Here is an 18,911-nt window from a genome sequence, read left to right on the forward strand (position 1 = left end):
GGTGGGAGAGTCGGTCGCCGCCAACCTTTTTCAACCCCAACGCCCCCGCCGCTTTCACCAGCCGCGGGGGCGTTTTGCGTTTATTAACTCTTCGGGCGGTGGTATAACTTAGAGTGAGATTGTGCTTGTTGGTGACAATTTTAACCCGGGCCGCGTGCATCGCCGGTGATTTGCTGAATGAGCAGGTTTTGTGCACGAGCACGGCACGCCGCTGGCGGAGCGAACAGTTGGTAGCTTTCACGATGCTGATTTGGCCCTCGGCTTTGGAGCACGGTCGGCGCGGGGCAGGGCTTCATAGTAGGTCGGAAAAATGGCGGTGAAGTACCAGCATTGCCTCCGGTAGCGCCGGGTCAGCGCGGCCCACAGTCGGTGGGCCGTGGCCGCGTCGCGGCGGCCCAGCATCTATACCACCACGCGCTGATTGGTGCGCTCGACGGCCAGCCACCACCAGACCTTGCGGCCCAAAAATGTCCACATTTCGTCTAACTCAAGTGCCTAGCACTTTCGGTGCTGGGTCTTTTTCGGCTGCCAACGCGGCAAGGACGGGCTGAGCCACCGCTCTTTTTTTTCAATTGGGCCACGGACATGCGAGAGATGCCGGCCACACATACGATGTTGCGCTGGAAATTGCGCCAGCAGCTTTTCCGCTTGTGCGTACCACACTGGCCGCGCCGGGTGCAACGTGCCTTGTAAGCCGCAGACTTTGCATTGGTATTTAGCCCAGCCGCTGGTGCTACCGTTTTTACGGTCCTGCTCGCTGCGGCAGCGCCCGCACAACTGAGTCGTGAATATCATGAGACCTTGTGCAGGAATCACTTACCATTAAATCACCGCCCTGATTTTAGCCATAGCTAATGCGACTAAGAGCAGTTATTTGGCCTTTAGGAAGGGCGTCTATTTAATAGCGCGTAATTTCGGACAACATAAGGCTTGGTATTACTATGCAGTTAATGTTTCCGTGGTTTTTAGTAGGACTAATAGCTGTTGCAATTCCTATTGTAATCCACTTATTGCAGTTGCGCCGCCCCCAGCGGCTTTTCTTTACCAACACGGCCATTATACGGGATGTTGAACTGGTGACGGTACGGCATCGAAACCTGCAACACTTGTTGATTTTGGCGGCCAGGGTATTGGGGATTTCAGCACTGGTGTTATTGTTTTGCCAGCCCTTTATTCCTGCGAAGGAATTTGAAAATCGTTCGGGGGATATTGGTGTGTTGGTCGACAATTCATTCAGTATGCAAATTCCGGCTTTAAGTCAAGCCTCGTTATTTGACCAGGCCGTGGGAGAAGCTGGCTTGCTTCAGCGAAAAGGCTTGGGAGACAATCGGTTTGTGCTGGTGAATGCAGGAAAGAGCAAGCTAAATTCAGTTTCGTATCAAGCCAAGCTGGCAGGATTGAAGCTGACTGCGCAAAATTCTTTGGCACAGCTGCGAGGCGGCTGGCTGAATGGCGGTGCAGCGGGAGGCCAACTATATGTGCTTTCTGATTTTCAGAAAAACGCATTAGATGCACAAGCATTAGATGCAGTGGGGACGAAGGATGTGGTATTGGTGCCTTTGACGGGGAAGCCGGTTGGCAATGTATATGTTGATAGCGTGTGGCTTGATGATGCATTTGTGCGGCTACGAACGAATGTCGGGCTACACGTCCGGTTGCGAAATGGTGGGGCGGTGGCGGTGACCGACTGCGCGGTGAAGGTTTTTTTTGGCCAGCAGCAGGTAGCCGCTTTTCGCGTGAGTATTGAGCCCCAACGCATGGTAACGTCTGTGGTGCAGGTGCAGGTGGCCGATGCAGGATTGGCGCTTGGGCGGGTGGTGACGGAAGATGCGCCGGTTACATTCGATAATACTTATTATTTCACCCTGGAGCCCGCAGCGGCTATCCGGATAGTGGAAATTGGGGCGGAGCCGATGACAAAGCAGCTGTATGGCAATGAACCCCTGTTTGCCTATACCTGGGTGAAGACCGGAGAATTAAACTATGGGGCTCTGCAACAGGCTAATCTGGTGATTATAAACGAGCTGACGCAGGTGGATGCCGGCTTGAGCGAAGCATTGCGGAATGTGGCAAAGCGGGGCGGAAGTGTAGTAGTGGTGCCCTCGGCGTTGGCACAAAGCCATGCATCTTATCAGCGGCTGTTTAAAGAGTTGGGCTTGAGTGTGGTGCAATGGGAAGCATCGACCGAGAAGCCGGAGCTGCGCGAAGTGGCCATGCCGAATGCGAATGAGCCATTTTTTCGGAATGTGTTTGGGGCGCAACAGCGGGCGGTGACCATGCCGCACGTAGCACCGGTATTGCGCTGGTCGCGCACCGGAACGGACATTTTGCGGCTTCAGGACGGGGAAAGCTACCTGGCAAACTTTGCGAGCGGGCCCGGCCAGGTCTATGTGTTTTCGGCACCCTTCTCCAAGGCTTACTCGGATTTTATATCGCATGCGCTGTTTGTGCCGGTGATGTACCGCATGGCCATGCTGAGCTATCAGAACGAGCAGCTGCCGGCGTATCGGCTCACGCAAAAAGCGGTGGCGCTGAAGCTGCCTGCTGCTGATATGGCCGGTGAAAGCGGGGCGGACGCCGACAGAACGACTTTCCGACTGGTGCGGGACAGCCTGACGCTCATTCCCGCGCAGCGGATTGTTGGCAATGATTTGCGGCTGGAATTGCCGGTGGGTCTGGAGGCACCGGGGTTTTACCAGGTGCAGCGGCGCGGGAAGACGCTGACGACACTGGCATTTAACCAGAACAAGCGCGAGTCGGAGCTGGCGGCGTACTCGGCCGATGACCTGCGCCGGCTGATAGGGCCGAACCGGCCCAACATCCGGGTGGTGGAAGCAGGCCGCGATGGCAGCGGGCTGGCCACGCTTCGGGCGGGGCAGACGGGGCAGCCACTTTGGCGCTACTTTCTGGCGCTGGCGCTGGCCTGCCTGCTGCTGGAAGCTTTGCTGGTCCGGTTTGGTGGTTGGCGGGCGAGAGCGAAGCCAGCGGCGGCGGCATAAGCAGGGCGGAGCAACGGCAGGCACCGGGCTGAAACTGCGGCAAGACGTATCTTTCGGCTTTAATTGAAGTACGATTTATGGCTGATTCTTCCACCCAACCCAAGGTTTCCAGGGCTGAGCCGTCGGGGCTGGCGGTGCGTATGGCCGTGCGGGCCGGTTTGGGTATTGGGCTGGTATGTGTGCTGTGGATGGTGGGCCTGCAGCTGACCGGCAATAACGGTTTTGGGCCCAAGCAAATAATGGCGCAGCTGCTGGTGCCGCTGGTGGCGGTGGCCAATGAGTGGTGGTTGCGGCAGCAGCTGAAGCCGGAGAAGCCGGGGCTGGGCCGCGCCTTGGCGGTGGGCGGGCTTACGGTCCTCATTGCTGCGGTGCTTTCGGCCGCTGGCACGCTGGGGCTGGCGTATGGGGCCGGCGAAAAGGCCCTGGAGCGCAACCGCCTTGAAGTGCAGGAAATAGCCCGGGCACAACAGCTGGAAAACCCCAAGGTGAAGCACAGTGAGCAGGAGCTGCGGCAGCAGGAGCAGAACCTGGCCAACCTAAGCGCCGAAGGCCTGGCAATGGGTACTTTTGTTCGCGTGCTGCTATTCGGAATGGTGTTGGCGTTGCCGGGCGGGATATTTTTTCGGGAATAATTCGGTTTACTTTGCAGCTCACTCTCACCTCAACCAATTAGCATGGAAACCAATACAACGCCTGCTACGCCAGTTTCAGTCGGTTTGCGCTACGGGGTTTTAGCGGCGCTGACGGCTATAATTGTGGATTTCCTGATTCGAATAGCTGGCGCTAGTTTCCTAACGTTCGGAATTGTCTCACTTTTGAGTGGCACTGTCGTTACCATTGTGTGGATTGTATTAGCACACAAGGCATTTAAGGAAGCGAATAATCGCCTGATGAGTTTCGGCGACGGCGTAATCATTGCGTTGATAATGATGCTGATTATTGGCATTGCCAGCAGCCTTTTCAACTACATTCATGTTCATTTTATTGACCCTGATTTTGTAGCTCGATTAAAAGCTGGAATGACGGAATTCATGGAGCGCAATAATGTGCCCGACGATAAAATAGCCGAAGGAACATCGAGATTTGACGAAATGAACGTCGACTTGCCCAAAAGCCTGCTCAATGGTGTGACCCGAGGATTGGGGGCTGGAATTGTTCTTGGCGCTATTATAACGGCATTTACTAAGCGAAGTGCTCCCGAGTTTGAATAAACCATTTGCTGGTTTTCCGGTGGAAATTTCCATCGTAATTCCGCTGCTGAACGAAGCAGAGTCGTTGCCGGAACTCACGCGCTGGATTGCGCGGGTGTTGAATGCGCGTGGACTGACCTATGAAGTGATACTGATTGATGATGGCTCGACGGATGATTCCTGGGCCGTTATCGAGGCCTTATCGGCGGAAGATTCCACCTTGCGCGGCATTCGGTTTAACCGCAACTATGGCAAATCGGCGGCGCTGAACGTGGGCTTCGAGGCCGCACGGGGGCGCGTGGTGTGCACCATGGATGCCGATTTGCAGGACTCGCCGGAGGAACTGCCGGAACTGTACCGCATGATTGTGGAGGATAAATTCGACCTCGTGAGCGGCTGGAAGCAGAAGCGCTACGACCCGCTGTCGAAAACGATTCCAACCAAGCTATTTAATGGGGCCACGCGCTGGATGTCGGGCATTCAGCTGCACGATTTCAACTGCGGGCTGAAGTCGTACGACGCACGCGTGGTGAAAAGCATTGAGGTGTACGGCGAGATGCACCGCTACATTCCGGTGATTGCGAAATGGAATGGCTTTCGCAAGATTGGGGAGAAAGTGGTGCAGCACCAGGAGCGCAAATACGGCGTGACCAAATTCGGGCTGGAGCGGTTTGTCTTCGGCTTTCTGGATTTGATGAGCATCACGTTTGTGGGGCGGTTCCGGCGGGCTCCGATGCATTTCTTCGGCACGCTGGGCACGTTGTCCTTTCTGTTTGGCCTGCTGATTACGCTGTGGCTGACGGGCGAGAAAGTCTGGCTGTCGCTGCACAATCTGAAAGCCCGGCAGGTGACGGAGCAACCGTTGTTTTTTCTGGCGCTAACGGCCGTGATTGTGGGGGTAATATTATTTGTGTCGGGCTTTCTGGGTGAGATGATTCAGCTGAATGGGCCGAAACGAAATGATTATCTGGTGAGGGAAACCATTAATTAACTCAATTAACATTTATCAATTAATAGTTAACAGTGCGCCACGCGCTAATGTGATTGTTAAATGTTAAGTGATACATGCTGAATGAGGACATGAAAGTCGTAATTATCGGCCCGGCCTACCCCTTACGCGGCGGTTTGGCTACGTACAACGAGCGGCTGGCGCGTGCCTTCAAGGAAGCCGGCGACGAGGCGCGCATCGTGACGTTTTCGCTGCAATACCCGAACTTTCTATTTCCGGGCCAGACGCAATTCAGCACCGAGCCGGGGCCAGCCGACCTGGATATTGAGGTTAGTCTGAATTCGGTGAATCCGCTCTCGTGGTGGCAGGTGGGGCGAAAATTGCGGGCAGAACGGCCCGATTTGGTGGTTTTTCGGTTCTGGCTGCCATTTATGGGGCCGGCGCTGGGCACGGTGGCCCGGCTGGTGCGCGGCAACGGGCACACCCGCGTGGTGGCCATTACGGATAACGTGATTCCGCACGAGAAACGGCCGGGTGACGGGCCGCTGACGCGCTATTTCCTGAGCGCCTGCGACGGTTTCGTGACCATGAGCCGCAGCGTATTGGCGGATTTGCGGGGGCTGGGTTTCGGCCGAAAGCCGGCGCTGTACCGGCCGCATCCGCTGTACGATAATTTCGGCCCGATAAAATCGAAAACCGAAGCGTTGGCGGCGCTGAAACTGCCGGATACGGTGGGGTATCTATTGTTTTTCGGGTTTATCCGGGCGTATAAAGGACTTGATATGCTGCTCGAAGCCATGGCCGATGCGCGGCTGGCGCAGCTGCCGATTAAATTGATTATTGCCGGCGAGTTTTACGAGGATGCCGCGCCGTATGAGGCGTTGATTAAGCAGCATCAATTAGAAAATAGAATTATCCGAGCGACGGATTTTATTCCGAATGAGAAAGTGGTGGATTATTTCTGCGCCGCCGATTTAATTATGCAGCCTTATAAAAACGCCACGCAAAGTGGAGTGTCCCAAATAGCCTATCATTTTGAGCGGCCCATGCTGGTGACGGACGTGGGCGGCCTGGCCGAATTGATTCCGGACGGCGTAGTAGGCTACGTGGTGCCGCCTACGCCGGGTGCCATTGCCGATGCGGTGGTGGATTTCTACGCTGAGAAGCGGGAGGCTGCTTTCGCGGCCGGCGTGCGGGAAGAAAAAAAACAGTTTTCGTGGCCGGTGATGGTGGCGGCGCTGAAGGAAGTGGCCGGAAAGCAGTCTTAAATTCGCCCGGAAACGAACATCCCATGAGCCTTATTACCGATGCTGATTCCTTCGAGGCGTTTATTGCGGCCCTGCCCGCCGAGCGGCAGGAGCCGGCGCGGCAGGTGTGGCAGCTGGTGCGCGCCGCCGTGCCGGCCGGCTACACCGAGCACGTAGGCCGGAAGTTTCTGGAGTTCCGGGCGGGCAAGGAAATGTGCCTGGCTTTAGCCAATCAAAAAAGCTACCTCAGCCTGCACCTGATACCGGTGTACATGATGCCGGGCCTGCGCGAGCGGCTGCTGGCAGCGGCGCCGAAGCTGAAAATGGGCAAGGGCTGCCTCAATTTCAAGCGCCTCGAAGAACTGCCGCTGGCGGCGCTGGCCAATGTCATCGCCGCCACTCCGATGACCGATTTCCTGGCCCGGATGCAGGCGGTACGAAACGCGTCGCGCCCGAAATAGCCGCGTGGCGGCGACAGGTGTGTAGCCAAAGATGCCGGAAAGCAACGCCGCCGCTACCCGGCTAGATAAATCAAGCAATTGCCGGCGGGAGCGGCACGCTTTCGCGCACGGCCTGCAGCACCTTTTCGGCCGGCAAGTCTTCCATGCAGCTGGTGCCGAGCTGGCAGGCGCCCCGGTAGAAGCACACGCAGGCCTTGTTGGGCTGCACCAGCTGGCCCCGGCCGTAGAGGTCGAATTCGTGCGGGTTGAAGATGTTGTTCATCAGGATGGTGGGCTTGCGCAGGGCAATGCTGATGTGCATGCCCATGGTGACCTGGGTCACGATGCCGTCCATCTGGTTCATCAGGTTGATGAACCGGGGGAGGGGGAAGGTGCCGAGGTAGGCCGCGCCGGTGGCGGCGTGCAGCTCGCGGTTGCGGGCGTCTTCGGCCTCGCCGCCCAGCAGCACGGGCGTGTAGCCGGCGGCTTGCAGGCCGGTTATCAGCTCCACCCACTTCTCGGTGCTCCAGAGGCGGGTGGTCCACCGGTCGCCGCAGCCGGTGTTGAGGCCGATGCGGGGGCGGGCGGCAGGCAGGGCGCTCCAGTCGTAGCCCTTGTCGTCGTGAGTGTCGAACACGTATTCTTCGCCCCGGAAATCGAAGCCGCAGAGCTCGAAGATTTCCTGCACGTAGGGCTTGGTGTTGGCCTGGCTCACCTGGTCGAAGATGCCGGTGAGGTATTTATGCTCGGCCAGCTGGTTTACGGGCCAGGCCACGCCGTCGTAGGGGCGCAGGGCATAGCCGTATTTTTCTTGGGCGGTGATGTTGTTCAGGAGCGCGCAGGCTTCCTTCTCCTTGTCGAGGTTGATGACCACATCGAACTCGCGGGCCTGCAGCTGCAGGGCGCTGGCGAAATCGAATTTCAGAATCTCCTCAATCTCGCCCTGCGGCAGAATGGCCGGCGTGAGCGTGAGCCAGGTGATGTGGCAGCCCGGCCGCTCCTGGCGCAGCCGCCGCAGCAGCGGCGTGGTCCGAATGACGTCGCCGATGGCCCCGAGCTTGATAATCAGCATCCGGCTGGTGACGGGTTCATACACGGGGCAGCCAGCGCACACGTAGCCGTGGGTTTTGTTGGGGCGGCAGGGCAGGTCGCCGCGAAAGTGGCGGCAGTCGGGGTGAACAACGGTGTCGTGGAGCTGGGGCACGGGGCGGGGAAGCGGGAATGAGAGGGTAAAAGTAACAGGAAGCGCGGCCCGCAAAAAAGCCGCCGCAGCCCCAACGGGCCACGGCGGCTTTTCGATAGGAACAGCTTATAAGTCCACATTGAACGTGCCGTTGGTAATGGTTTTAATGATGGATTGGGGATTGATTGGCGTTTCTGCGAACGAGAAAGTGCCTTTGATGTTGGTAGCCGTGAGGCTGGTTACGGTAATAGAGCCGGTGCGACCAACGTATACAGTGCCCGTGCGATTGGCGATGGTTGCATAAGACCCCGCTGCGTTGGTGGTAAGCGAGTACGTGCCCACAACGGCGGTTTTGGGTAGCCAGATGCTAACATGATGATAACTAGTGGCAGTGTCGCCCGCGTAGCCATCCAGAAAGAGGTTATTGCCGCTCACGCTATGCGTAATAATGTTGGCCCTTTCATTGGTGCCATCCACCGTCCAGCTCATGTCGGCAGTAGGAGTAGCATCGTCTTTTTTAGACGAGCAGGCAGCAAACGCTAAACCAATAGCCGCTGCACAGAGCAAACGAGGATAAGAAGGCATCAGGAGGAAGGCAATGGGTGATGTGAAAAGGAGCCCAAAGATGAAAACAAGCGGTAGCTCATCACAAAACGTGAAAAGCTAGCGCCCCACGTAGCTGTGCGGCGTGATGCCGCGCAGCTCTGCCTTCACGCCTTCGCTCACATCCAGCCCGTCAATGAATTCGCCAATGCTGGCCGCCGAAATGGCTTCGCCTGTGCGGGTGAGGGCTTTGAGGGCATTATAAGGGTCGGGGTAGGCCTCGCGGCGCAGGATGGTCTGGATGCCCTCGGCCACCACGGCCCAGTTGGCTTCCAGGTCGCGCTGCAACGCTGATTCATCGAGGGCCAGCTTGCCCAGGCCGCGCTGCAGGGCGCCGAGGGCGATGAGAACGTGGCCCAGCGGCACGCCCAAGTTGCGCAGCACGGTGGAGTCGGTGAGGTCGCGCTGCAGGCGGGAGATGGGCAGCTTGGCGGCGAAGTGCTCCAGCAGGGCGTTGGCCACGCCGAAGTTGCCTTCCGCATTCTCAAAATCGATGGGGTTCACCTTGTGCGGCATGGCCGAAGAACCCACCTCGCCGGCCTTGATGGTCTGCTTGAAGTAGCCGAGCGAGATGTACTGCCACACGTCGCGGGCCAGGTCCATCAGGATGGTGTTGAGGCGCTTGAGCGCGTCGCAGTGGGCCGCCAGGTGGTCGTAGTGCTCAATCTGAGTGGTGGGGAAGGAGCGGCTGAGGCCCAGCCGGTCGTTCACGAAGGTAGTGGCGAAGGCGTGCCAGTCGGTGCCGGGGTAGGCCGCGTAGTGGGCGTTGAAGTTGCCGGTGGCCCCGCCAAACTTCGCCCCGAACGGCACCTGCGCCAGCAGCGCCACCTGCGCATCGAGCCGGGCCACGAACACTTCAATCTCCTTGCCCAGGCGGGTGGGCGAGGCCGGCTGCCCGTGGGTGCGGGCCAGCATGGGCACGGCCTGCCACGCTTGGGCCAGGGCGGCCAAGGCATTACGCACTTTGGCGTAGGCGGGCAGCACCTCGCCCACCAGCGCATCGCGGAAGCTCAGCGGAATGGCGGTGTTGTTCACGTCCTGCGAGGTCAGGCCGAAGTGAATAAACTCGATAAAGCCGCCCAAACCCAGCTTCGTAAACTCATCGCGCAGCCAGTATTCCACGGCTTTCACGTCGTGGTTGGTCACGGCTTCGTGGGCTTTGATGGCTTCGGCGTGGGCTTCGGTGAAGTTTTCATACAAGCCGCGCAGGGGCGCAAACGCCTCCGCCGACACACCCGCCAGTTGGGGCAGGGGCAGCTCGGCCAGGGCAATGAAGTATTCCACTTCGACCAGCACGCGGTAGCGTATCAGGGCCATTTCGGAGAAGCGCGGGGCCAGGGGGGCGGTGGCGCGGGCGTAGCGCCCGTCGAGGGGCGAGAGGGCGAGTAAGGGGCTGGGCATGCCGCAAAAGTACGGGCCGAATGAGCAGGGTAGCACAAAAAACTCCCCTCCTTGCCAAGGAGGGGATGCCGCCGCAAAGCGGCGGCTGGGGTGGTTGCGGGCGTTGAGGAGCGTTGAACGATACGCGGCCGGTTTGCATTTGAGCCTTTCGGTTTGCTTCTTCCCATCGTTCAACGCCCCCCGACGCCACAGCCACCCCCGTTTTCACTGCGTGAAAACATCCCCTCCTTAGCAAGGAGGGGAGTTGGCCGCTGGCCCATGCTCTTCCGTATTCCCGCTACGCCCGCGTTATTCTTACCTTTGGCGTTGGCTAATTTGCCGCTTTATAACATTCCGTGCGCCTGACTCCCTCCACCAAACGACTCCTTATCGGCATTCTGAGCGGCCTGGCCGCGCTGGTGCTCATAGCCTTCGCCGTGTTTCAGTGGAAGCGCCAGCAGCTCCTGGACTATGCGCTGAAGGAGGTAAAAGCCAAGGTTGAACGCAAATACCCGGTTATTCTTACGCTGGGCCCGGCCCGGTTTGCCGGCTTTAAAACGGTCGAAATCGCCGGCATGAGCCTCGTGCCCCGCGCCACGCCCACCGATACGCTGCTCACCGCCCGCCGCCTGCAGGCCAGTCTGAGCGTGCGCTCGCTCTTCGCCGGCCGGCCGGTGTTCAGCGGCCTCGAAATCATCACGGCCCGCCTCACGGCCCGCAAAACGGCCACCTCCGACAACTACGGCTTCCTGATTAAAAAGCAGAAGGCCAGCGCGGCCCCGCGCGACACCACCAAGGGCGTCAACTACGGCCTGATGCTGAACCAGGCCCTCGAAACGGCCTTCGATAACGTGCCCGGCGAGGCCAATTTCAAGGATTTCTACGTGAGCTACCTGGGGCCGCGCCACACGGCGCTGCTGCGCCTGCCGGAGCTGAAAATCCAGGACGGCGACATCTCGGGCCGCCTCACGGCCAACATCGACTCGGTGTCGAACGAGCTGGGCATCAGCGGGCACATCGAGCCGGGCGACTACGCCCTTACGGCGCGGGTGTTCGGCATTGGCAGCTCGGTGCAGCTGCCCTACGTGCCCCGCCGCTTCGGCGCGCTGGTGAGCTTCGACACGGTGCAGGTGCGCCTCGACAGCAAGGATTTTGACGACGACGACACCGGCGGCCGCCTCACGGTGCGCGGCTCGCTGGCGGCCCGCAACTTCAGCCTCTACCACCCCAAGCTGGCGTCCAACGAGATTGAGGTGAAGCGCGGGGCGCTGAACTTCATTGCCACGCTGGGCCGGGGCACCGCCAGCCTCGACAAAGGCAGCGAGGTGGTGGTGAACAAGCTGCACCTGTTTCCCGAAATCAGCGTGCGCATGAAGCCCAGCCGCGCCGTGAGCATCAGGGTAGAATCGGCCGAAACGGAGGCCAATGACTTTTTCTCCTCGCTCCCGACCGGCATTTTCGATGCCACGCAGGGCATTCGGGGCCGGGGCACGCTCACCTACCGGATGCACGGCGACGTGGACCTGGCCAACGTCGACAGCCTGCATTTCGACTCCAGCCTGCGGGGCAAGAACTTCGCCGTCACCAGCTTCGGCGAGGAAAACCTGAACGTGCTCAATACCGATTTCCCCTACACGGCCTTCAACGACAAGGGCGACTCGCTGCGCACCTTCAACGTGGGCCCGTCCAACCCCGATTTCACGCCTTACAACTCGGTGTCGCCCTACCTGCGGGCGGCCATCACCACGGCCGAAGACCCGCGCTTTTTCTCGCACAAGGGCTTCATGGAGAAGGCGTTTGTGAAATCCGCCATCCAGAACCTGAAGGAGCACCGCTTTGCGCGGGGCGGCAGCACCATCAGCATGCAACTGGTGAAAAACGTGTTCCTGAGCCGCCAGAAAACCGTGGGCCGCAAGGCCGAAGAAGCCCTGATTGTGTGGCTCATCGAGAATACGCACCTGGTGAGCAAGCAGCGCATGTTCGAGGTGTACCTCAACATCATTGAGTGGGGCCCGAGCAAGTACCGCTGGCCCAGCGGCAAGCGTGGCGTGTACGGGGTGAAGGAGGCGGCCCTGTTCTACTACGGCAAGCGCCCCGACGAACTCAGCCTGGCCGAAAGCCTGTACCTGGCCAGCATCATTCCCAAGCCGAAATTCGCCCGCTATTCGTTTGATGCCTACGGCGACCTGCGCCGGAGCACGCGCTACTTCTTCCGCCTCATCGCCGACATCATGGCCACGCGCAACCTGATTTCGGCCAACGACCGCGAAAATCTGCCTTATTCCCTGCACCTCGGCGGCCCGGCGCGCCAGTTCATGTCCTTCGCCGCCCGCCCCGACACCACGCGCACCGTGGCCCCGGCCGATTCCAGCCAGTTTGAGCCCCTCAACCTGATTGACCTGCTCAACACCGGCGCCGCCGCCCCCGACGCCGGCGTGAACTCCAACGCCGCCGATGCCGAGCCGGCCAAAGCGCCGAAGTAACAGCACGAGGTAGAGACGCAATATTGTGTCTCTACTCCTCCTTCTTCGGCCAAAGCAGCGACGCCAGCACGCTCAGCGCCAGCAGGCCGCCCACCACACCCAGCGCCACGGGCATGGGAATCGGGTAGATGTGCTCGAACAGAATCTTGGCGCCGATGAACACCAGAATCAGCGAGAGGCCGTAGTGCAGGTAGTGGAACAGGCGCATCATGCTGGCCAGGGCGAAGTACATGGCCCGCAGGCCCAGCAGGGCAAACACGTTGGAGGTGAAGACCACAAACGTGTCGCGGGTGATGGCCAGGATGGCGGGAATGGAGTCGGCCGCAAACACGACGTCGGTGGTTTCAACCATCACCAGCACCACAAAAAGTGGCGTGGCAAAGCGCAGGCCGTCTTTTCTGATGAAAAACCGGCCGCCTTCCAGCTGCCGGGTGATGGGCAGGTGCCGGCTCAGAAAGCGCACCACGGGGTTGTTTTCGGGGTCAATTTCGGGCGCGTCGCCGCTGAAGCCCATGCGGATGCCGGTATAGACCAGAAACGCGCCCAGCAGGTAGAGCAGAAAGTGGAACCTGGCCAGCAGTGCCCCGCCAATCAGAATAAACACCGCCCGCAAAAGCAGTGCCCCCAGCACGCCCCAGAACAGGATGCGGTGCTGGTATTGCCCGGGCACCTTGAAGTAGCTGAAGATGAGCAGGAAGACAAACAGGTTATCGACGCTCAGGGCCTTTTCGACGAGGTAGCCGGTCAGCCATTGCAGGCCGGCCTCGTGGCCCATGGTGCGGTACACCAGCGCATTGAAGCCCAGCGACAGCGCCACCCAGAAGGCGCTCCAGCCCAGGGCTTCGCGCAGCTTTATCTCGTGCGCCTTGCGGTTGAAAACCAGTAAATCCAGCAGCAGCAGCCCGATAACAAAAACCGTGAAAGCCAGCCAGAACAGCGGGGTATTTTCCATGAGCCAAGGAAGATACGCCCGGGGTGGCGCAGTGGTTGGGGCGGCGGGCCAACCGGGCCTGGTTCGTCGTCAGACGGCCAATAAGGCCCTGCCAATGGGGCTATTCGGCCGGTTCGGCCGCTACCGGCTTCACCGGATGCACCCAACTGCTGATTTTCATCTGCAGCACGCCAAACAAGGCTTCCTGGAAAATGCCCGACGACATTTTGGACGTGCCCCGGGTGCGGTCAGTGAAAATGATGGGCACTTCCTTGATGCGGAAACCGAGCTTGTAGGCCAGCCATTTCATCTCAATCTGAAAGGCGTAGCCCACGAAGTGAATCTTGCTCAGGTCGATGGCGCGCAGCACTTTGGCGGTGTAGCACTTGAAGCCCGCCGTGGCGTCGCTGATGGGCATGCCCGTTACCAGGCGCACGTACCAGGAGGCGAAATACGACATCAGCACCCGCGACATGGGCCAGTTCACCACGTTCACGCCCTGCACGTAGCGCGAGCCGATGGCCAGGTCGTAGCCCTCCACGGCGCAGGCATCGTAGAGTTTCAGCAGGTCCTCGGGGTTGTGAGAGAAGTCGGCATCCATCTCAAACACATAGGCATAGCCCCGGGCCAGCGCCCAGCGAAAGCCGTGAATGTAGGCCGTGCCCAGGCCCTGCTTGCCGGTGCGCTCTTCCAGAAAAAGGCGGTCGGGGAACGTGGCCTGCAGGCTGCGCACAATGGCCGCCGTGCCATCGGGCGAGCCATCGTCGATAATCAGCACGTCGAACGCCTTGGGCAACGACATCACCTTCCGGATAATCAGCTCCGCATTTTCGCGCTCGTTGTACGTAGGAATTAGGACGAGGCCTTTGCTCATGGAGTGTAATCTTGCCCCAAAGATAGGGTTTGGGCGCACGAAGCTGCATTGGCGCTTCGGTTAGTGGAAAATGGGTAGCTTGTTTGTCAGGCAGCGCGCCGAAAATCCTTACGGGTGCGCCAGCGCTTCGGCCTGCTTCCGGGCGTAGCGAATGCAGTCGGGCACGCCCACGCCGGCCCGCCAGTTGGCCACGGCGAGGATGTTGTCGGCCGTCAGCGCATCGGCGGCGGCGTGGGCCGGGAGGATGTGCTCATCGAACTGCGGAATGCTGCGCGGCCAGCTGTAGCGGTACTGCCAGCGCGGGGCAGCCGAGATGTCGTAGAGCTTGCTCAGCTCGGCGTGAACAGCCGCTTTCTGCGCGCTTTCCGGCTGGCGGGCCGCTTCCTCGTACTGCGCGCCGCCCACGAAAGTGGTGAACAGCACCTGCCCGGCCGGCACCCGCTGCGGGTAGATGCTGCTGGTCCAGATGGAGCCGGCCGCGTAAGGGCCTTCCACCTTCGGATTGAGCGCGCCGAAGCCATTGAGCGGGTGCGCCACGGCTGTGCGGTCGTAGGCCGAGTACACGGCGCACATGGGCGGGTAGCGCACGGCCGCCAGCGCTTTTGCCGCCTGCGGAAACAGCGTGTCGAGCAGCGGCGCGGCGGCGTAGGCGGGCAGCGCCAGCGCCAGGTGCGAGTAGCCGGGGGCGGCTTCCAGGCCCTGCGGGCCGCGCAGCTCCAGCTGGTAGGTGCCATCGGCGGCGCGCGAAACGGCCGTTACGGCCGTGGCAGGCTGGTAGCTGGTGAGCCGGGCCGCCAGCGTGTCGGCAATGGTTTGGGCACCTTTTTCAAGCGTGATGATGCGGCGGCGGCCCGCCCCGGGGCCGCCCTTCATCAGCCCGCGCAGCACCGAGCCGAATTGCTGCTCCAGTGCCGGCAGCTGCGGAAAAGTCTTGTTGATGAGCAGCTGCTCCGGGTCGCCGCCGTAGATGCCGGCCATGAACGGGTTGACGGCGTAATCCAGTATTTCGCTGCCGAAGCGGCGGCGGAAAAAGTGCGCCACGGTTTCCGTGGGGGCAATGGGCGCGGCGGGCTGGCGAAATTCTTTCAGCAGCTGCCACTTCGCTTTCAGGCTGAAAAAGCCGTTGGTGAGCAGGGCGGGGGGGGAGCCGGGCAGCACCTGGTAGCGGCCGTTGCGCAGCACGTAGCGGTGCTGGCTCACGGCGGCAGCATCCTGAAGCTGGTCGGTGAGGCCGAGGTCGGCCAGCAGCTCCTCCAGCTCGGCGCTCAGCTGCAGGGAGTTGGGCCCGACTTCGAGCAGGTAGCCTTCGGGCGTGGGCAGGCTGTGGAGGTTGCCACCGGGCCGGGCGTCGGCCTCGAACAAGTCGTAGGGCACGCCGTTTTTTTGCAGGTACCAGGCTAAAGTGAGGCCGCTGATGCCGCCGCCGATGATGCCAATTTTCATGTCGTATGCTGTAGCGCGAACGTTGTAGTTCGCGTCTCCGCGCTGTCAGCGAATCGTCGAAGCGGCGCGGGAGACGCGAAATACAAAGTTCGCGCTGCTTCCTTTGTTCAATGACAACAAAAAACAAAGCCGTTTTTCTGGACCGCGATGGGGTGCTGAACGAAGAAATCGGGCATTACGTGTGGCAGCTGGACGAATTCGTCATCATCCCCGGCGTGCCCGAAAGCCTGGCCCGCCTTAAGGCTGCCGGCTACTACCTGATAGTCGTCACCAACCAGGCCGGCATTGCCAAAAAGCTCTACACCGCTGCCGAAGTGCACGCCTGCCACGCCAAGCTGCAGGCTGCCTGCGCTAATGCCCTGGACGCCTTGTATTTCGCCGATGCCCACCCGAGCGTGAGCGAATCCATCCTGCGCAAGCCCAACTCCGGCATGCTGGAAAAGGCCGTGGCCCGCTTCAACCTCGACGTTTCGCAGTGCTGGATAGTCGGCGACCGGCTGCGCGACATGCAGGCCGGGGCGGCCGCGGGCGTGCGCGGCATTCTGGTAGGGGAGGAGGAAAACGCGGAAGCCTTCGCGCCGCACGTGGCCGATTTGCGGGCCGCGACGGAGGTTATTCTAAGCCACTAGCGCGATGGCAACGATAGGACAATGGGCCGCTAAAAACCGCAACATGCTGTTTCTGCTGGGGTGCGTGGTGCTGGGGCAGGTGTTTCTCTATTTCACCACCACGGCCAACGCCAAGCGCGAAATCGAGCGCTACCGCGCCCTGCAGCTGGCCGGCCGCGTGGCGAAAATGCTGTCGTATTCGCACGGCATGCAGAAGGTGCAGCTGACCACCGGCGAAACCCCGGCGCTGGCCCTGACGGCCGCCGGCCACGACTATATTCAGGTAGGGGATTCGCTGGTGAAGGCGGCGGGCAGCGACAGCATCACTGCGTATCGGCTGTTACCGGGGCATATTGAGGTATCGGTTTTTGGGCCTGGCACGGCTGGTCGTAAGCGCTTAATCAAACGGTCGGAATAGAATAAAAATGGTTACTTTATAAAAACATAGCACTGCCAGCGTGAAAACCTTAGAAGAGTTTGGGCGAGTTTATGAAGAGCTAGGCGATGCCTTGGTGAAACATGTAGGCTTGTCTTTCACTACAGAAAACCTACCTGATATTGTCGTGGTGTTGGAATGTTATTCTACCATGCGCGATGGGGATTTTGTGTATTTAAAAATCACCTTCACCGAGGTACAAGAATTTCGTGTCGATTCCTCCGATTACCGCTATTCCCTGACGGTAGTCGATGGTTTCGCCGCCAATCTATTTGGGGACGTATTCGTTTTTGACTTCTCACCCATGCATCTCGGCCCGGAAACAATGGTTGAACACCGGCAGTCAAAGTTTTACATCGCCTGCAAACACTTCGATTATCAGGAGATAGAATGGCCCGTGGCGTAGTTTAGCGAAGCGGTTCTGAAATCAAAACCAACCAAAAAAGGCCGGCTTCCCACGCGGGAGGCCGGCCTTTTTAACGAAACCTGAAAGCACTACTGGCGCGCGGCGGGCGTGGCCGTGCTGGCCGTAATGGGCGAAGAAATGCGGTTGGCTTCTTTGGTGCTACTGTAGGCGGGGCACTTCTGACGGTTGCAGGCGCCGAGGGTGAGGGCGGCGGCACCAGCGGCGAGCAATACGAACTTTTTCATAATTTATATTAAAACGAGTGAGGGATGACGGGCTGGGCTTCAAAGATAAGCAGCCAGCCCTATATTCTGCTAACGTTTTTAACGTCGAAATTGAATTATTCGTATCCGAGAATCCGCATCATGCTGCCGGCTTCCTGCTGGGGCGCGAAAACGGTATCGGTGAGGGTGCCGTCTTCGGCGCGGTCGAGGATGACGTGCTGGGGGGCGGGGATGAGGCAGTGCTTGATGCCGCCGTAGCCGCTGAGGCTCTCCTGGTAGGCGCCGGTGTGGAAGAAGCCCACGTAGAGCGGCTGCGCATCGGCCGGCTTGCGCTCGGGCAGGAAGGTCTGGTAGATGTGCTTCTCGGAGTTGTAGTAGTCCTGCGAGTCGCAGGTGAGGCCGCCGAGCTGGATTTTCTTGTACTGCTTTTCCCAGCCGTTGAGGGCCAGCATGATGAAGCGCTGGTTCAGGGCCCAGGTGTCGGGCAGGTTGGTGATGAACGAGCCGTCAATCATGTACCAGAGCTCCTTGTCGTTCTGCAGCTTCTCGTCGAGGATGCTGTAGATGGTGGCCCCGCTTTCGCCCACGGTGAAGATGCCGAACTCGGTGAAAATGTGGGGCTCGGGCACGCCTTCTTGGGCGCAGATGCGCTGGATGGTGCGCAGGATTTCGGCCACCATGTAGGGGTAGTCGTAGTCGGGCTGGATGCTGGTTTGGATGGGCAGGCCGCCGCCGATGTCGATGGTGGTGAGGGTGGGGCACACCTTGCGCAGCTCGCAATACTTGTGCACGAAGCGGCTGAGCTCCGACCAGTAATAGGACGTGTCCTTGATGCCCGTGCTGATGAAGTAGTGCAGCATGGTGAGCGTGAAGCGCGGGTCGTCCTTGATGCGCTGCTCGTAGATGGGCACGGCATCGGCGTAGCGCACGCCCAGGCGCGAGGTGTAGAACTGGAAGCGCGGCTCCTCGTCGGAGGCCAGGCGCATGCCCATGTTCACCTTTTCCTTCACGTGGTCGTGATAATATTCGATTTCGTTGGGCGAATCGATGATGGGCATGCAGTTCACAAACCCGTCGTTAATCAGGTCGGCGATTTCCTTTTTGTAGGCCTCGGGCTTGAAGCCGTTGCAGATGATGTATTTCTGCTTGTCGACCTTGCCCTGCGCATACAGGTTGCGGATAATGCTGATGTCGAACCACGACGAGGTTTCGAGGTGAATGTCGTTTTTCAGGGCCTCTTCCAGAATGAAGCGGAAGTGCGACGACTTGGTGCAGTAGGCGTAGGAATAGGAGCCGGTGTAGCCCGTCTGGGCGATGCCGTCGGCAAACCACTTCTTGGCCCGCTGAATCTGGGAGCTGATTTTGGGCAGGTAGGTGAGGCGGAGCGGAGTGCCGTATTTTTCCACCAGTGCCATCAGGTCGATGTCGTGGAAGCGCAGCTCGTGGTCGTGCACGGTAAAGTCGGCCGTGGGGAAGTCGAAAGTCTGGGAAATGAGGTCGTGGTACGTATCCATG

Annotated in this window: 18 protein-coding genes and 1 pseudogene; 10 read left to right on the top strand and 9 right to left on the bottom strand. The window is 59.7% G+C overall.

The window, feature by feature from the left end; all coding sequences use genetic code 11:
- Positions 1 to 241 (bottom strand): annotated as a pseudogene (locus ACYVHT_RS22120) (hypothetical protein); the annotation flags it as partial.
- Between the two features lie 709 nt (positions 242 to 950).
- On the opposite strand from ACYVHT_RS22120, the gene ACYVHT_RS22125 reads away from it, so the two are divergent.
- The 6 genes from ACYVHT_RS22125 (at position 951) to ACYVHT_RS22150 (ending at position 6,846) form a co-directional block, all read left to right on the top strand.
- On the top strand, positions 951 to 2,999 hold the full coding sequence (locus ACYVHT_RS22125) for a BatA domain-containing protein (RefSeq protein ID WP_460557358.1): 2,049 nt from the start codon (positions 951 to 953) through the stop codon (positions 2,997 to 2,999).
- Between the two features lie 77 nt (positions 3,000 to 3,076).
- Entirely contained in the window at positions 3,077 to 3,631 is a 555-nt protein-coding gene (locus tag ACYVHT_RS22130) for a DUF4199 domain-containing protein (RefSeq protein WP_460557360.1), read from the top strand.
- A 42-nt stretch (positions 3,632 to 3,673) separates the two neighbouring features.
- Positions 3,674 to 4,210: a DUF4199 domain-containing protein gene (locus tag ACYVHT_RS22135; protein WP_460557362.1), complete on the top strand. Its 537-nt coding sequence runs from the start codon at positions 3,674 to 3,676 to the stop codon at positions 4,208 to 4,210.
- Positions 4,211 to 4,229: 19 nt separating this feature from the next.
- A complete protein-coding gene (locus tag ACYVHT_RS22140) occupies positions 4,230 to 5,180 on the top strand; it encodes a glycosyltransferase family 2 protein (protein ID WP_460557364.1) in 951 nt (316 codons plus the stop codon).
- An 89-nt stretch (positions 5,181 to 5,269) separates the two neighbouring features.
- Entirely contained in the window at positions 5,270 to 6,406 is a 1,137-nt protein-coding gene (locus ACYVHT_RS22145) for a glycosyltransferase (RefSeq protein WP_460557366.1), read from the top strand.
- Between the two features lie 23 nt (positions 6,407 to 6,429).
- Positions 6,430 to 6,846 (top strand): DUF1801 domain-containing protein, encoded by a 417-nt coding sequence (locus ACYVHT_RS22150; RefSeq protein WP_460557368.1) that lies wholly within the window; start codon positions 6,430 to 6,432, stop codon positions 6,844 to 6,846.
- Between the two features lie 70 nt (positions 6,847 to 6,916).
- Here ACYVHT_RS22150 and ACYVHT_RS22155 read toward each other — a convergent pair whose 3' ends face one another.
- The 3 genes from ACYVHT_RS22155 to purB form a co-directional block, all read right to left on the bottom strand.
- A complete protein-coding gene (locus ACYVHT_RS22155; RefSeq protein WP_460557370.1) occupies positions 6,917 to 8,029 on the bottom strand; it encodes a glycosyltransferase family 9 protein in 1,113 nt (370 codons plus the stop codon).
- Positions 8,030 to 8,134: 105 nt separating this feature from the next.
- Positions 8,135 to 8,593: a hypothetical protein gene (locus tag ACYVHT_RS22160; RefSeq protein WP_460557372.1), complete on the bottom strand. Its 459-nt coding sequence runs from the start codon at positions 8,591 to 8,593 to the stop codon at positions 8,135 to 8,137.
- 78 nt (positions 8,594 to 8,671) lie between these two features.
- Positions 8,672 to 10,012, bottom strand: coding sequence for an adenylosuccinate lyase (purB, locus tag ACYVHT_RS22165; protein WP_460557374.1), 1,341 nt, complete (start codon positions 10,010 to 10,012; stop codon positions 8,672 to 8,674).
- A 335-nt stretch (positions 10,013 to 10,347) separates the two neighbouring features.
- On the opposite strand from purB, the gene ACYVHT_RS22170 reads away from it, so the two are divergent.
- Positions 10,348 to 12,474, top strand: coding sequence for a transglycosylase domain-containing protein (locus tag ACYVHT_RS22170; RefSeq protein WP_460557376.1), 2,127 nt, complete (start codon positions 10,348 to 10,350; stop codon positions 12,472 to 12,474).
- A gap of 31 nt (positions 12,475 to 12,505) precedes the next feature.
- Here ACYVHT_RS22170 and ACYVHT_RS22175 read toward each other — a convergent pair whose 3' ends face one another.
- The 3 genes from ACYVHT_RS22175 to hemG all read right to left on the bottom strand — a co-directional run bounded on the left by ACYVHT_RS22175 (position 12,506) and on the right by hemG (position 15,722).
- Entirely contained in the window at positions 12,506 to 13,426 is a 921-nt protein-coding gene (locus tag ACYVHT_RS22175) for a TerC family protein (protein WP_460557378.1), read from the bottom strand.
- 100 nt (positions 13,427 to 13,526) lie between these two features.
- A complete protein-coding gene (locus ACYVHT_RS22180) occupies positions 13,527 to 14,279 on the bottom strand; it encodes a polyprenol monophosphomannose synthase (RefSeq protein WP_460557380.1) in 753 nt (250 codons plus the stop codon).
- Positions 14,280 to 14,387: 108 nt separating this feature from the next.
- On the bottom strand, positions 14,388 to 15,722 hold the full coding sequence (gene hemG / locus ACYVHT_RS22185) for a protoporphyrinogen/coproporphyrinogen oxidase (protein ID WP_460557382.1): 1,335 nt from the start codon (positions 15,720 to 15,722) through the stop codon (positions 14,388 to 14,390).
- A gap of 110 nt (positions 15,723 to 15,832) precedes the next feature.
- Between hemG and ACYVHT_RS22190 the strand changes: the two genes are divergently transcribed.
- From ACYVHT_RS22190 to ACYVHT_RS22200, 3 genes are read left to right on the top strand one after another with little or no spacing between them, the layout of a single operon-like run.
- Positions 15,833 to 16,351, top strand: a complete 519-nt coding sequence (locus ACYVHT_RS22190) for a D-glycero-alpha-D-manno-heptose-1,7-bisphosphate 7-phosphatase (protein WP_460557385.1) — start codon at positions 15,833 to 15,835, stop codon at positions 16,349 to 16,351.
- Between the two features lie 4 nt (positions 16,352 to 16,355).
- Positions 16,356 to 16,748 carry a hypothetical protein gene (locus ACYVHT_RS22195; protein ID WP_460557387.1) on the top strand — a complete coding sequence of 131 codons (393 nt, stop codon included), beginning with the start codon at positions 16,356 to 16,358 and terminating at the stop codon, positions 16,746 to 16,748.
- Positions 16,749 to 16,788: 40 nt separating this feature from the next.
- A complete protein-coding gene (locus ACYVHT_RS22200) occupies positions 16,789 to 17,172 on the top strand; it encodes a hypothetical protein (RefSeq protein WP_460557389.1) in 384 nt (127 codons plus the stop codon).
- A gap of 89 nt (positions 17,173 to 17,261) precedes the next feature.
- Here the strand turns inward: ACYVHT_RS22200 and ACYVHT_RS22205 are convergent, their stop codons facing one another.
- The gene (locus ACYVHT_RS22205) at positions 17,262 to 17,417 is read right to left on the bottom strand and encodes a hypothetical protein (protein WP_460557391.1); all 156 of its coding nucleotides are present in this window, start codon (positions 17,415 to 17,417) and stop codon (positions 17,262 to 17,264) included.
- Between the two features lie 95 nt (positions 17,418 to 17,512).
- On the bottom strand, positions 17,513 to 18,910 hold the full coding sequence (locus tag ACYVHT_RS22210; protein WP_460557393.1) for a type III PLP-dependent enzyme domain-containing protein: 1,398 nt from the start codon (positions 18,908 to 18,910) through the stop codon (positions 17,513 to 17,515).
- Between the last annotated feature and the right edge of the window lies 1 nt (position 18,911).

The sequence above is a fragment of the Hymenobacter daeguensis genome (assembly GCF_054780555.1).